The 14,123-nt window shown below is 71.2% G+C and carries 13 protein-coding genes and 1 pseudogene; 9 read left to right on the top strand and 5 right to left on the bottom strand.

Annotated features, from left to right (window positions below):
• Genes JWN97_RS01955 through JWN97_RS01925 form a run of 7 tightly spaced genes read left to right on the top strand, consistent with a single transcriptional unit; the run spans window position 1 to window position 6,836 of the window.
• Window positions 1-549: a nucleotide exchange factor GrpE gene (locus tag JWN97_RS01955; RefSeq protein WP_297617338.1), complete on the top strand. Its 549-nt coding sequence runs from the start codon at window positions 1-3 to the stop codon at window positions 547-549.
• Entirely contained in the window at window positions 549-1,526 is a 978-nt protein-coding gene (locus JWN97_RS01950; protein ID WP_297617336.1) for a DnaJ C-terminal domain-containing protein, read from the top strand. Before JWN97_RS01955 ends, JWN97_RS01950 begins: the two co-directional genes overlap by 1 nt.
• Window positions 1,523-1,843 carry a chaperone modulator CbpM gene (locus tag JWN97_RS01945; protein WP_297617333.1) on the top strand — a complete coding sequence of 107 codons (321 nt, stop codon included), beginning with the start codon at window positions 1,523-1,525 and terminating at the stop codon, window positions 1,841-1,843. The genes JWN97_RS01950 and JWN97_RS01945 overlap by 4 nt, the downstream gene beginning before the upstream one ends.
• The gene (gene clpB / locus JWN97_RS01940; protein ID WP_297617329.1) at window positions 1,834-4,470 is read left to right on the top strand and encodes an ATP-dependent chaperone ClpB; all 2,637 of its coding nucleotides are present in this window, start codon (window positions 1,834-1,836) and stop codon (window positions 4,468-4,470) included. Before JWN97_RS01945 ends, clpB begins: the two co-directional genes overlap by 10 nt.
• Window positions 4,467-4,919: a thioredoxin gene (trxA, locus tag JWN97_RS01935; protein WP_297617326.1), complete on the top strand. Its 453-nt coding sequence runs from the start codon at window positions 4,467-4,469 to the stop codon at window positions 4,917-4,919. The genes clpB and trxA overlap by 4 nt, the downstream gene beginning before the upstream one ends.
• Window positions 4,916-5,191, top strand: a complete 276-nt coding sequence (locus JWN97_RS01930; protein WP_297617323.1) for a UBP-type zinc finger domain-containing protein — start codon at window positions 4,916-4,918, stop codon at window positions 5,189-5,191. Before trxA ends, JWN97_RS01930 begins: the two co-directional genes overlap by 4 nt.
• Complete coding sequence (locus tag JWN97_RS01925) at window positions 5,169-6,836, top strand: FAD-dependent oxidoreductase (protein ID WP_297617320.1); 1,668 nt, start codon at window positions 5,169-5,171, stop codon at window positions 6,834-6,836. The genes JWN97_RS01930 and JWN97_RS01925 overlap by 23 nt, the downstream gene beginning before the upstream one ends.
• Window positions 6,837-6,946: 110 nt before the next feature.
• Here the strand turns inward: JWN97_RS01925 and JWN97_RS01920 are convergent.
• The 3 genes and pseudogenes from JWN97_RS01920 to JWN97_RS01910 all read right to left on the bottom strand — a co-directional run.
• Window positions 6,947-7,366: pseudogene (locus JWN97_RS01920) on the bottom strand (signal peptidase I); the annotation flags it as partial.
• 89 nt (window positions 7,367-7,455) lie between these two features.
• Window positions 7,456-8,034: an alternate-type signal peptide domain-containing protein gene (locus JWN97_RS01915; protein ID WP_297617318.1), complete on the bottom strand. Its 579-nt coding sequence runs from the start codon at window positions 8,032-8,034 to the stop codon at window positions 7,456-7,458.
• 142 nt (window positions 8,035-8,176) lie between these two features.
• A complete protein-coding gene (locus tag JWN97_RS01910; protein ID WP_297617315.1) occupies window positions 8,177-9,130 on the bottom strand; it encodes an AraC family transcriptional regulator in 954 nt (317 codons plus the stop codon).
• 388 nt (window positions 9,131-9,518) lie between these two features.
• Between JWN97_RS01910 and JWN97_RS01905 the strand changes: the two genes are divergently transcribed.
• Both JWN97_RS01905 and JWN97_RS01900 read left to right on the top strand, forming a co-directional pair.
• Window positions 9,519-10,319, top strand: a complete 801-nt coding sequence (locus JWN97_RS01905) for a HAMP domain-containing sensor histidine kinase (protein ID WP_297617312.1) — start codon at window positions 9,519-9,521, stop codon at window positions 10,317-10,319.
• 388 nt (window positions 10,320-10,707) lie between these two features.
• Window positions 10,708-11,076 (top strand): response regulator transcription factor, encoded by a 369-nt coding sequence (locus JWN97_RS01900; protein WP_363321240.1) that lies wholly within the window; start codon window positions 10,708-10,710, stop codon window positions 11,074-11,076.
• 19 nt (window positions 11,077-11,095) lie between these two features.
• Here the strand turns inward: JWN97_RS01900 and JWN97_RS01895 are convergent, their stop codons facing one another.
• Together JWN97_RS01895 and JWN97_RS01890 are read right to left on the bottom strand one after the other, a co-directional pair.
• Complete coding sequence (locus JWN97_RS01895) at window positions 11,096-13,126, bottom strand: hypothetical protein (protein WP_297617309.1); 2,031 nt, start codon at window positions 13,124-13,126, stop codon at window positions 11,096-11,098.
• A 1-nt stretch (window position 13,127) separates the two neighbouring features.
• Window positions 13,128-14,120: a histidine kinase gene (locus JWN97_RS01890; RefSeq protein WP_297617306.1), complete on the bottom strand. Its 993-nt coding sequence runs from the start codon at window positions 14,118-14,120 to the stop codon at window positions 13,128-13,130.
• Window positions 14,121-14,123: the final 3 nt, after the last annotated feature.

The raw sequence follows: 14,123 nt of genomic DNA, 5'->3' as shown, positions 1-14,123 counted from the left end.
ATGTCCGACCAGGAGGCACCGGCGACCGAGGCCACGCCGACCGGGACAGGAGACGACGAGGATCCGGCGAGCGAGACCCCGGAGCACGGCGAGGGCGCAGCCCAGCGCGTCGACCCGGCGCGCACCATCGCGGAGCTGGAGGACGCATGGCGGCGCTCGGCGGCCGAGCTGGACAACTTTCGCAAGCGTTGCGCGCGGGACGTGGTCCGCGGCCGCGAGCAGGAGCGGGCGGTCGTGGCAGCCAGCTGGCTGCCGGTGGTCGACAACCTGGAGCGGGCGCTCGAGCACGCGTCGTCCGACCCCGACTCCGTGGTCGAGGGTGTCCGTGCCGTGCTGGCGCAGGCCGTGGGCGTCCTCGCCGACCTCGGCTACCCACGTCGCGACGACGACGGCCGGGCCTTCGACCCGGCAGTGCACGAGGCGGTCAGCACCATGTCCGGTGGCGGGCTGGTGCCCGGCACCGTCGCCCAGGTCGTGCGTCCCGGCTACGGCCCCGATGACAAGCTCCTGCGCCCGGCCGCGGTCGTGGTGGCCACGAGGGCAACCTGATGGCCCAGGACTTCTACGAGATCCTCGGAGTCCCCCGGGACGCCGAGCCGGCCGACATCCAGCGGGCCTACCGCAGGCTGGCGCGCCAGCACCACCCTGACGTCAACAAGCACGCCGAGGCCGAGGAGCGGTTCAAGGACATCGCCGAGGCCTACGACGTGCTGTCGGACCCAGACCTGCGTCGCCGCTACGACGCCTTCGGTGAGGACTTCCGACGTGTTCCTCCCGACACGGATCCCGCCGCCTGGCGCCGAGCACGGACGTACGCCGACGCCGGGGCGGGCGCGCGTGGCGGCTGGTCGTCGGGGGCGGGACCGTCGGGAGGTTTCGGGGCAGCCGACTTCGGCGACGAGGTCGACATCGAGGACCTGCTCGGCGGGATCTTCGGCGGCCGGGGGCGGGGTGGACGTGGTCGGAGCGGCTGGGGACCGGGCCCCGTCGCGGGCTCCGACCACGAGGCCGAGGTGGAGGTGTCGGTCGAGGAGGCCTACCACGGCACCGAGCGCAGCTTGACGGTCAGCGGTCCCGACGGCAACCGCACGATCGACGTCACCATCCCGGCGGGCGTCGTCGACGGTCAGCGGATCCGACTGCGCGGCCAGGGCGGCCCCGGCAGCGGCTCCGCGGCAGCCGGAGACCTCTACCTGGTGGTCCGGATCGCCGACCACCCGCGTTACCGCGTCGAGGGTCGCGACCTGCACGCACTCCTGCCGGTCGCTCCCTGGGAGGCAGCCCTGGGCGCCTCCGTCTCCGTCGACACCCCCGGAGGCGCCGCCACGGTCATGGTCCCCGCCGGCTCGTCCAGCCACCGCCGGCTGCGGCTCAAGGGCCGCGGACTTCCCCACACGCGAGGCAAGCCCGGGGACTTCTACGCCGAGCTGCAGATCCGTGTCCCGGGGACCCTCACCGACGACGAGCAACGGCTCTTCGAGGAGCTTGCGAAGGTCTCCGGCTTCGACGCGAGGGACAGACGATGACCACGCTCACGCACTTCGCCCTCGCCCGGCCCTACCGGCTCAGCCTGGACAGCTATGCGCAGCTGACCGGCGTCCATCCCGAGCTGGTACGCCGCCTGGTGGCCCTCGGACTGCTCGACGTCACCCGCGACGCGCAGGGACGCCTGTGGTTCGCCCCCTCCCAGGTGAGGGAGATGGCCCGGATCCAGCGGCTGCGGATGAGCCTGAACCTCGGCTACTCCGCCATCGGGCTGGTCGTCGAGCTGCTCGACCGGATCGCGGAGATGGAGAGGACGCAACAGCGCATGCCACGACGAGGAGGAGCTCCATGGACATGAACAGGCTGACCCAGAAGTCGCAGGAGGCGCTGCACGACGCCCAGACCAAGGCGTTGCGCTTCGGGCATGTCGAGGTCGACGGCGAGCACCTGCTGCTGGCACTGCTCGACCAGGCGGACGGCCTGGTCGCGCCCCTGCTGGCCCGGGCGGGAGCCGACCCGGACCGGCTGCGCACGGACCTGGAGGCCGAGCTCGGCCGCCGCCCACGGGTCAGCGGGCCGGGCGCGACGCCCGGACAGGTGCACATCACTCAACGGCTCTCCCGGCTGCTCGACACCGCCGACGGTGAGGCCCGCAGGCTCAAGGACGAGTACGTCTCGGTCGAGCACCTCGTGATCGCCCTGGTGGAGGAGGGTTCTGGCTCCGCGGTCGGGCGGCTCCTCCGCGCCCAGGGGCTGACCCGCGACTCGTTCCTGGCCGCTCTGACCGAGGTGCGCGGCCACCAGAGGGTGACGTCGGCGACTCCCGAAGGGACCTACGAGGCGCTGGAGAAGTACGGCCGCGACCTGGTGGCGGCCGCGACGGCAGGCAAGCTCGAGCCCGTGATCGGGCGGGACGGGGAGATCCGCCGGACGATCCAGATCCTGTCGCGCAAGACCAAGAACAACCCGGTGCTGATCGGGGAGCCCGGGGTCGGCAAGACGGCGATCGTCGAAGGTCTGGCCCAGCGGATCGCCGACGGCGACGTGCCCGAGGGCCTGCGGGACAAGACCGTCTTCGCCCTGGACATGGGGTCCCTCGTCGCCGGGGCCAAGTACCGCGGCGAGTTCGAGGAGCGGCTGAAGGCGGTGCTCAACGAGGTCCAGGGCGCCGCGGGTCACATCCTGCTGTTCGTCGACGAGCTGCACACCGTCGTCGGCGCCGGCGCCGCCGAGGGGGCGATGGATGCCGGCAACATGCTCAAGCCCCTGCTCGCCCGCGGCGAGCTGCACATGGTCGGCGCGACCACCCTCGACGAGTACCGCACACACATCGAGAAGGACGCAGCCCTCGAGCGCCGGTTCCAGCCCGTCATCGTCGACGAGCCCGACGAGGAGGACGCCCTCTCGATCCTGCGGGGGCTCCGCGAGCGGCTCGAGGTCTTCCACGGCGTGAAGATCCACGACGGCGCCCTGGTGGCCGCCGTGACGCTGAGCCACCGCTACATCTCCGACCGCTTCCTGCCCGACAAGGCCATCGACCTCGTCGACGAGGCCTGCGCGATGCTGCGCACCGAGATCGACTCGATGCCGGCCGAGCTCGACGAGCTCACCCGACGCGTGACCCGGATGGAGATCGAGGAGGCGGCACTGTCGCAGGAGCAGGACGCGGCGAGCAGGACCCGCCTCGACGAGCTGCGCAAGGAGCTGGCGGACGCGCGTGCCGAGGCCGACGCCCTGCGTGCCCAGTGGGAGGCCGAGAGGTCGGCGCTGCGTGAGGTCCAGTCCCTTCGCGAGGAGCTGGAACAGGTACGCCTGGAGAGCGAGCGGGCCGAGCGCGAGTACGACCTCAACCGAGCAGCGTCCCTGCGACACGGCAAGCTGCCGGAGATCTCGCGGCGACTGGAGGCGGCTGAGTCCCGGCTCGCGGGAAAGCAGGGCGGCAGGCGGCTGCTGCGCGAGGTCGTGACGGCTGACGAGATCGCCGACGTCGTGTCGCGCTGGACCGGCGTGCCGGTCACGCGACTCCAGGAAGGGGAGCGCGACAAGCTGCTCCGCCTCGACGAGGTGCTCCACGAGCGTGTCATCGGCCAGGACGAGGCGGTCCAGCTGGTGGCCGATGCCGTCGTCCGCGCCCGCTCGGGCATCAAGAACCCCCAGCGGCCCATCGGATCGTTCATCTTCCTCGGCCCCACCGGCGTCGGCAAGACCGAGCTGGCCAAGACGCTGGCGGCCGCCCTGTTCGACACCGCGGAGAACATGATCCGGATCGACATGAGCGAATACCAGGAGCGGCACACCGTCAGCCGGTTGGTCGGTGCACCTCCGGGCTACGTCGGCTACGAGGAGGGTGGCCAGCTCACCGAGGCCGTGCGTCGCAAGCCCTACTCGGTGGTGCTGCTCGACGAGATCGAGAAGGCCCACGTCGACGTCTTCAACACACTGCTCCAGGTGCTCGACGACGGCCGCCTGACGGACTCCCACGGCCGCACCGTGGACTTCCGCAACACCGTGCTGATCATGACCTCCAACATCGGCTCGGAGCACCTGCTCGAGGGAGTCACCGCAGATGGCGAGGTCGAGGACGAGGCGCGCTCGATGGTGATGCGCACCTTGCAGGCGCACTTCCGCCCGGAGTTCCTCAACCGGGTCGACGAGATCGTGATGTTCAAGCCGCTGACGCTCGAGGAGATCGAGCGCATCGTCGACCTCCAGCTGGAGGAGCTGCGCGACCGCCTGGCCGACATGCGCATCACCCTCGACGTCACGACCGAGGCGCGTCGCTTCATCGCAGACCAGGGCTTCGACCCGGCGTACGGCGCCCGCCCGCTGCGAAGGTACATCTCCCGCGAGGTGGAGACCAAGATCGGCCGGGCGCTGCTGCGGGGCGACGCGGCCGACGGGGGCACGATCTCCGTCGCCGTCGTCGACGGGGAGATCACCACGACGGCGGGCCACGGCCGATCAGAGGGGCGGGCAGCGGCATGACCACCAACATGCAGAAGGCGACGACGGTCGAGTGCGCGAACTGCGGAGCCAAGAACCGTGTGCCGTCCGTTGCCGACGGCGTTCCGCGCTGCGCGAGGTGCAGCACTCCGCTCCGCTGGGTCGTGGACACCACCGACGAGGAGTTCCGCGCCGTCGCCGATGAGTCGAGCCTGCCCGTCCTGGTCGACGTGTGGGCACCGTGGTGCGGTCCGTGCCGCATGGTGAGCCCGGCTCTGGAGAAGCTCGCCGGCGAGCTCGCCGGCAAGCTCAAGCTGGTCAAGGTCAACGCCGACGACAACCCGGAGGTGGGCCGGCGGTTCGAGGTCCAGTCGATTCCGACGTTGGTCCTCCTCTCACGCGGCGAGGTGGTCGACAAGAAGATCGGTGCCCTGCCGGAGCACCAGCTGCGCTCGTGGCTCGAGTCCGTGCTCCCGAATACGTCCTCATGACGACCCCGACGGGTATCGGCCCGGACCCGCACCTGAGGATCATCCAGCCCGTGCCGCCGCCCGCCCGGCGCGAGTGCCCCGAGTGCGTGCGCCTCGCCACCCCCTGGGTCCACCTGCGCCAGTGCCTGACCTGTGGCCAGGTCGGCTGCTGCGACTCCTCCCCGATGCGCCATGCGCGCGCCCATGCCGCGGCCTCGGGCCACGTCATCGTGCGTTCGATCGAGCCGGGGGAGAGCTGGAGGTGGTGCTATGTCGACGAGCAGTTCGTCTGAGGCCGCGTCAGCGGAACTGCCCGAGACCCCCGATGTCACGGGCGCCTATCCCCGGCTGACGGACGCCCAGATCATGCTGCTCTCGCGCCACGGCGAGCGGAAGCGGCTCGAGGCAGGCACCACGCTGTTCTGCGAGGGGGACCGCGACTGCGGCGTCTTCGTGGTGCTGGAGGGCAGGGTCAAGGTCCTGCAGGAGGGGCAGGGCGAGGAGCGGGCGCGAGTGATCGCCGTCCACGGGCCGGGTCGATTCGTGGGTGACCTGTCGATGCTCACCGGCCAGGCCGTCTTCGTCACCGCCGTCGCCCAGACCGACGTCGAGGTCCTGGAGATCCCCTTCGACCGGCTCAAGCAGGTGGTCACCGAGGACCAGGCCCTGGGGGACCTGATCCTGCGGGCGTTCATCCTGCGGCGCAGCATCCACGTGAACATCGGCGCCGGGCTCCGCATCATCGGCTCGCGCTACTCGCCCGACACCCGCCGACTGAGGGACTTCGCGAGCCGCAACCGGATTCCCTACCGCTGGGACGACCTGGAGGACGATCCTGCGGCAGAGGCGACCCTGCGCGCCTTCAACATCCCACCCGAGCAGACCCCCGTCGTGATCTGGAAGGGACAGGTGGTCCTGCGCAACCCCAGCGCCGAGGAGCTGGCCGCGGTGATCGGCCTGCGCAGGGAGGTGCCGCCGAGCGATGCGCACGACGTCCTCGTGGTCGGCGCCGGCCCCGCCGGTCTCGCCGCCGCGGTGGCGGCGGCCTCCGAAGGGCTCTCGACGGTCGTGCTCGACGCGGTCGCGACGGGAGGGCAGGCGGGGACGTCGTCCCAGATCGAGAACTACCTCGGCTTCCCCGCCGGCATCTCCGGCGCCGAGCTCGCTGACCGAGCGGTGGTCCAGGCCCGCAAGTTCGGTGCCGTCTTCACGATCCCCGGCGAGGCCCGGTCGCTCGACCGCACCGATGGCCACTTCGTCGTGACTCTGACCGACGGGTCCCACGTGGAGGCGCACACCGTGGTGCTGGCGACCGGCGTGCGCTACCGCCGCCTCGACATCCCCGGCATGGACCGGCTCGAGGGTCCCAGCGTCTACTACGCCGCCACGGAGTACGAGGCACGACTCTGCCGCGGCGACCCGGTCACGGTCGTGGGTGGCGGCAACTCCGCCGGTCAGGCCGCCCTCTTCCTGGCCCGCAACGCTGGTGAGGTCAATCTCGTGATCCGCCACGACGACCTGGAACGCGACATGTCCCGCTACCTCGCTGAGCGGATCGTCTCCTCGCCGCGAGTGCACGTCTGGCGCGGCTGCGAGGTGTCCGAGCTGCGGGGGGACCTCAGTCTCGAGGAGGTGGTCCTGCACGACCTCCGGTCGGACGAGCAACGCGTCCTCAACACGACAGCACTGTTCGTGCTGATCGGCTCCGAGCCCCACACCGGGTGGCTCAACGGGGCGGTCGCGCTCGACGACCGGGGCTTCGTGCTGACCGGCACAGGCTACGAGTGCGCCCCCTCGCCCGAGACCGCCAGCGCAGGCGTGTTCGCGGTCGGGGACGTGCGCAGCGGTTCGGTGAAGCGGGTGGCGTCCGCCGTGGGGGAGGGCGCGATCGTCGTGCGCCTGCTGTACGAGCACCTCGTCCGGGCAGGCCGGAGATGAGCGCAGAGCCCGAGCAGGATCCTCAGCGCCCCGACCCCGATCAGCGCGTAGCCCGCCCAACGGGCACGGTCCCCACCCCCGCCCACGTTGAGCCGGTTGGCCACCCGTCCGACGTACGGCACGGCGTAGACGACTGACCCCTGCACCTGATCGGGTCGGACAGGCTGCTCGTCCGGAGCACGGTTGGCGTCTCCCTGCACGGTGAGGCTGACGTCGCCGTGGGCGTTCCTGGACACTGCGACGACCCGGTGGGTCACCAGCGTCGGGTCGTCCGGCTGTGGCTGGTAGGTGAGCACGTCCCCGATGCGGGCCTGGGTGGCGTCGACGGGACGGACGATGGCGAGTGATCCGGGGGGCATCCCCGGGGCCATCGAGCCGGACAGGATCGTCAGCGGGACGGCGCCCAGCGCCATCGGGAGCAGCACGCAGGCGACCCCCAGGGCCAGGGCGCCCACGAGCAGGGCCCACGAGACGGTCTCCGTCACGATCTGTGCGGCGGACCGGGTCCGGTGTCCGTCACTCCCTGCCATCGGCTGACCCGGGCGCCGCCCAGGGGCGATCGCCGCAGACCTGCGACCGCCCCTGTGCCGTGCTCTGTCCATGGAGTCAGTGGGCCGGGTCAGGGCTGCACGGTCGGTCGGACCTGAGTGGTCACGAACTGCACCTCGGACAGCACCGCGTTGGCGTTCTCGGCCTCGCTGAGCGTGGCGGCCGAGGAGAGCGCGAACGTGACCTTCCCCTCGGCCTGGATGCTGTTGTCGCCCATGGCGCTGCGCAGGAAGGAGACGGTTCCGTTCGTCTCGTCCGTGACACCAGCCTCCGGGGTCGGTGCGACGTCGTAGCTCACGGTGAGGTGGCCTCCGAAGTCCGCGACGTCGAGCGCGGAACCGTCGAGGTCAATCCTACCGGCGAGGTTCTTCCCGACAGCGGTGACGGTGAGCGGGACGGTGAGCGACACGGTGTCACCCGGGACGAGCTTGTCGGTCGCGGGATCCCACGTGGCGTTCGCCGCGCCCTCGGACTCGTCGACCCACGACCCGGTCTGCGCCTGCAGCGAGAGCTCGCCCGCGGAGATCGGGTCGCTCGGCAGGGGGTCCTGCTCCGACCAGAGGGCGAAGGACCCGAACCCACCGACGAGCAGCGCAGTGCCCGTCGCGACCGTGAGCGCGCCCTTGAGGACCAACTTGTTACTGGACATGAGGTGCCTTTCGGTGTGTGGCCTCCCAGATGGAGGACCTGGCACACAGGCTGCGCGAGCTGTGCACCGAAAGGGTCGGAACGTGACGCGGGCGCCGTCCGGGACGACGGTCAGCGCACACTGGCCAGCCCCGACGGCAGTGTCAGGCGTGCCGGTCGAGCGTGTCCGACGGGGCCTCGCCGAAGGCGCTGCGGTAGGCGGCGGCGAAGCGTCCCAGGTGCATGATGCCGAGCCCGACGGCGACGGCACCGACCGTGGTTTCGTCGCGGTCCGCCGCCAGGAGCGCCTGGTGGGCTCGGCGGAGCCGGACCCGGCGCAGGTACGTCATCGGGGGTGTGGCGAGGTCCCTGCGGAATCCCTCTTGCAGGGCCCGGACGCTCAGGTGCACCTCAGTGGCGAGACGGACCGTCGTCCACGGCTCCGACGGCCGCTCCTCGAGGAGCTCCACGGCTTGCCTGATCGCCGTGCCCAGCCTGCCCACACGGTCGCTGAGCACGGCGGTGCGATGGCTGTGGGACTGGCCCAGGAGGAGGCCAGCCGTCACCAGGGCTTCGACGTGCCTGCCCAGGCGGGGATCCAGGCCGGCAGCCGTCGTGTGGTCGAGCTCGTCCACGAGCAGGTTGAGCACGGTGCGCCAACGACGCCCGTCGGGGCTGTGCAGGTCGGCAGTGAAGTCGAACGCCAGCCGCCCCCGGAGGGAACGGCCCAGGAGCTGCTCGAGCTCGGCCTCCAGGCGACCCCGGGGAATCATCAGGCACAGTTGCTCACAGTCGGCCGACCAGGACATCTCGGCAGGTGCTTCCGGCGAGAAGATGAGCGCCTGTCCCGCACCTGTCGTCACCGGCTCGCCGCCTCCACTCCTCGAGCTCGCCCGGCCGCGCAGGGAGAGGTTGACATGGAAGTTCTCGGCGTCAGCGGTCTGCAGACGCACCCGGCGCCCGTAGCGCAGTCGCCCCACCGTCAGTGCACCCACACGAACTCCGGTCACCTCCATGCCCAGCGGAGCGGACCCCTTGGACAGGTCGAGCCGGTTCGGCAGGTAGAGGTCCCTGACGATCCTCTCGGCCTCGTCACGGTCGTCGGTGGCGGTCCGCACCCTCGCTGGCGACGACGTGTGGCTCTCGTCCTGGTCTGGCCCGCGGCCAGCGGCGGCGGCGCTCATGATGCTTCTCCCTGCAGTGGCATGACTCGGCGCCCGGCCGCCGGCAGTCAGAGGCCATTCTAGGTTGCTCAACCAGTGCTGCCGACCCCTCGTTGAGCCGGTATGCGCGGTCTGCGGGCCGGATCACGCGGGGGTCGCCCCGAGACAGCCGTCGAGGCCCGTTGCCGGGTCATCCTTGGGCCGAGGGTTCCTCCCCCGGGGACCCTCGTGGCGCCTTGTGCCCGTCCCCTTCGGGCGACAAGGCGCCACCCAGACCACCGCTCCCAACGCCCCGGGAACTGCCGGCGGGCGCGGTCCCGCTGCGCAGCATGGAGGAGGCGACGTGCCGGAACGTGACGGGCGGACGAGAGGGGATCCGTCGTACGACGTGGCGGGCGCGCCCGACAGCCGAGCGGCGGGGGAGCACGTGTTCGCCCGCGAGCTCGTGGAGCGGGTCAACCATCACCTGCGCACACCCCTGACCGTGGTGCTGTGCCACGCCGAGCTGCTGATCGGCCACGAGCACGAGGTCCCCGCAGAGGTCCACGCGTCGCACCTGGCCGTGCTGCGTGCCGCGCAGCGGCTCAGCGACGTCGTCCTCGGGGTGTGCGACCTGGTCGCCGCGTCCGTCGAACCGATGACCCCGGAGCCTGTCGACATCACGGAGCTGGTGGCGGAGGAGGTCCACGTCCACCGAGACCGTGCCGCAGGGCGCGGCGTGCGGTTCCTGATCAGCGGGGCGAGGCCCCAGACGTGCGTGACCGACGCTCGGCGCCTGCGCCGAGCGCTCCGCGAGCTGCTCGACAACGCCATCACCTACGCTCCCGACTCATCCACCGTCCGGGTCTCGTCGGCCACCTCGGCTGCCGGGACCCGGATCGAGGTCTGTGACCACGGCGACGGCATCGACCCGGCTGACCGCGAGCGTCTGACGCGGCCCTTCGAGCGCGGCACCCACCCTCGGCAACCGGTCGCCGGCCGGGGGATGGGCCTCGCCCTGGCGGCTGTCCTCGCGGCTTCGCTCGGCGGGCACCTGCTCCTCTCCGAGGGCTCGGATCCTGGGCTCCAGGCGTCCCTCGAGCTCCCGGTCGACGTCACGCAACCCGGCCCCGTCCCGGCCCCCGACGTCCCGGCGCAGTGGTGAGGACCCGGATGCCGAAGGCCTTTCGGAGCTCGCCGGAGCCGTGCGCGAATGGCGCAGCCCCCGGCCACCGCCTCCCCTGAGGAATCCCGAAGGGAGGGGTGGCCGGGGGCTGGTGGGCCTGCCGGTGAGCGTGGCTCAGATGTCGTAGGACACCCAGAGGCATCGTGTGTCGCTACTCGCTCAGCACGTTTGTGCAGGTCAGACGGGGGGGCAGCGACGTTTCGCCCGAGCGGGTGGGCGTCCAGTAGGTGCCTGGTACGGGGAAATCCTGGGGGAGTGAGCGCGCCCGGACCCAGCTAGGGCGGGGGTTGATCACCTCGGTCGTACGGCTCACCCCCTCCCGAGCGCGGCCGGGGGCCAACAGACTCTGATCAGGAGGTGAGCCCCCATGGGCGTGCGTGTGCTGATGGTTGATGACCAGGCCCCCTTCCTTCGCGCCATGAGCGCGGTGGTCGAGGCGACCGCGGGGTTCGAGCCTGCAGGCGTGGCCTGGTCTGGTGAGGAAGCGGTGCTCATCTGCGCCGAGGTGCTCCCGGACCTCGTCCTGATGGACGTCAACCTCCCCGGCATCGACGGGCTGGAGGCCACGCGACGCGTGCGGGCGCTCCCGTCCTCGCCCGTGGTGGTGCTGCTCTCGACGTATGACGATGACGCTGGTGCTCGCTTCATTGCGGAGTGCGGAGCGGTGGCCTATGTCACGAAGTCCTCGCTGGGACCGGACCGGCTGCGTGAGGTGTGGTCAGCGGCCACCGTGTGAAGCGCTGGGGCGACGAGGTTCAGGATGCCACCGGCTCCGGCACGCACGCCTCGAGGGCGATGCGGCCATCTGAGCTGGTCACCCACACCGTCCCGCCGGTGGCCTCGACCCGATCCCGGATGTGGTTCAGGGCCAGCCCGCCCCCGTCGCGTCCGCTGACCGCGACCCACAGCTGGTCATCGACCAGAGACAGCTCCACCACGACGGGATCTTGTAGACCGCGCGTTGCCTCGGCGACGCAGAAGTAGGCGGCCGCTTCGGCCCGGGCGTCGAAGCGTCTGTCGGCCACACGCGCGTCGATCGTCAGCCGCGTGGTGCTCCCGATTCGGGTGAACAGGGACGGGAGGGCTGCCGCAAGGCCGGAGCGGGCCAGCTGGGCCGGGAAGACGCCCCGGGTGATCTCCCTCAAGGACTCGAGTGCTGTGTTGAGCGAGAGGACCAGCGGGTCGAGGAGCGTGTCGTCGGACGTCGTGCTCCTCCCGATTCCGGTCAGGGACAGCTGGCGCAACCGATCGGGAAGCGACCGCAGGTGAGGAACGACCTGGCCGGCGATGGCGTGCTCGAGTCGGCTTCGTTCGGCGTCGTTGGCGCTGATCAGTCGGCGGCGCGAGTCGCCCAGCTCGCGGGTGCGCAGCCCGAGCTTCGCCACCTGACCCGACAGCTCGAGCCTCAGTCGCGCATGGCGAAAGGCCAGTCCGGCCTGGTCGGCTAGATCGGCGAGCAGCTGGTGCTGCCAGCCGCGAAGCGGGTGTCCGGCCGGCATGGTGAGGGTGATGCTGCCGAGGCGTTCCCCGAGATGGAGGACGGGAAACTCCAGCTCACGTGCCGTGGGGTCGCCCCCGTCGCCCGGGGGCCAGACCGCAGTCAGCTCGGTGCCGGCTTCGACGTGCAGCACGGCCACGGCGCGGGTCGCCTTGACCGCACGGGCGGCGGCCTCCGCGGCGGCGGGGAGCAGGGTCGACGGGTCCGGACTGTTGCTCAGACGCCGACTGAAGTCGGCGAGCGCCTCGTAGGGGGCGGCCGAGCTGCCGAAGGCCAGACGGTCCGCCAGACGGACCACGCTTCTCCGCAACGGCTGAAAGGCCAGTGCCACTACCGCTGTCGCCAGGAGCGATGGCCAGAAGCCGGTGGTCCCGCCGCCGACGGCGAGCCCCACTGCCACGACCACGAGCACGTAGCCGACGGCCACCACGGCGGTGGCAAGGGTGAGCACGAGCGCGCGGTTGACGATGACATCGATCTCCAGCAGCCGGTGGCGGAGAATCGCGACCGCCACGCAGAGTGGCACTGCCACCTGCGCCATGCGCAGAGGCAAGGAGGCCAGCCAGGTTCCCTCCACCCCGGTCATCCGTGGCACCGCCAGGATCACGATCACGCCCAGTGCCAAGAGTGCCGCTGCCGCAGCAATCCACAGCAGCTGACGGCGTACGTCGTCGCGCGAGCGTCGCAGGCGCGCCACCAGCGAGACCGCGGAGGCGATCAACCCGACGGCCACGAGCATCCACCCCACCGTGAGGAGCGGCGCCGTGATGGGTCGGGTGCTGTCTCTCTGGCCGTAGACGAAGTCGCCAGGCGGGGTCGACAGGGTCCCCATCGTGTGCAGGACGAGGCCGGTGAGGGTGACGGCGACCGCCCAGCGCCACCGGGGTGAGGGCAGGTGTCCGTCGGGTGCGATCAGGAACACCAGCACCAGTGCGGTGAAGGCCGGCCAGCCGAGCAGAGGTCCCGCCCACAGAGCCAGGTGGGCCCAGGCCTCGGGGCCGGGGCCATTCCCGTCGAGCACCCAGTTGCCGTACGCCTCCGCGGCCAACGTCACCGACAGCAAGCTCGCCACGCAGAGCAGCCAGCCGATGGGATGCCTGGGATGGCGTCTGACGATGAGCGCACCCATCGCGGCGCAACCGAGGTTGGCCAGTGGGGCCAGCGGCCACCCGTGCTCGGCCCAGGTCGCCTCGCTCCACAGCGTGCGGTGCATCGCGGTGAAGACGGTGTCGAGGGTGGCGGCCAGTACGCTCAGGCCCAACAGAGCCCAGGCGATCCGCGCGCGCATGTCAGGCCGCCTGAACGTGGACCAGGGCTGAGACCGTGGTGCCGGCGCCGGCCTCCGAGATGACGGTCACGGTTCCGCCGACTGCGTCGAGGCGGTCACGCATGTTGACCAGACCGGCCCCTGTGGCAGCACCTGGCGACTGGATGAACCCCACGCCATCGTCAGTTACGACGAGTCGCGACTCTCCGCGGTCGCTGCTCAGGTCCACGCCCACCGCGCTGGCCCCCGAGTGTTTCGTAGCATTCTGCACCGCCTCCATGCAGCAGAAGTACAACGCCGCTTCGACGGCGGCGGGTAGTCGCGTCATCGCGTCAGCCCTGATCGTCACGGGGGTCGCACTGGTGGCGACCGCGGCGCGCAGGGCTGGCACCAGCCCCTCCTCGGACAACAGCCGTGGGTAGATCCCACGCGACAGGGAGGACAGCGTCTCGATCGCGACCGCAGCCGCGTCGGCTTGTCGGCCGAGGAGCTCGCCGGCCCGGTCAGGCGAATCCTTCGAGAGGGCCTGCGCCAACCGCAGGTTGACCGTCAGCGCCACCAGATGCTGTTGCGCGCCGTCGTGGAGGTCCCGCTCCAGCCGCTGTCGCTCGGCATCCTGGGCTTCGATGAGCCGTTCGCGCGATGCCCTCAGTTCGCCGGCTCGCTCCACCAGCTCGTCGTGCCGGCCCACCAGGTCGGCCCGCACGCCGAGCAGTCGCAGCATCAGCCCGGCGCGATCAGCGAGGGCATTGAACAGCCTCTCCTCGACCCCGGACAGTGGAAGGTCGGGGCGCTCCTGGAGCCGAAGGATGCCCAACGTCTCCCCGCCGAGGCTCACGGCCAGGGCGCGCCGTCCGGGTGCGGTGGCGTCGCGCCCGTCCGGTCCTGGAACGGGGTCCGTCTCTGGGATGCCTGTGTCGGCCGGCCAGGTGGCGGCGAGGGTCAGCCCGGCGGAGGCCATCACCCACACCTGGGCCCACTCGGCACCGGTGCCCTCGCCGAGGAGGCGGGCCATCCG

It is taken from the genome of Nocardioides sp., assembly GCF_025965415.1.
GTDB lineage: Bacteria > Actinomycetota > Actinomycetes > Propionibacteriales > Nocardioidaceae > Nocardioides.
Note: the sequence above shows the minus strand (reverse complement) of the source record. Positions and strands in the feature narration are given on the sequence as shown.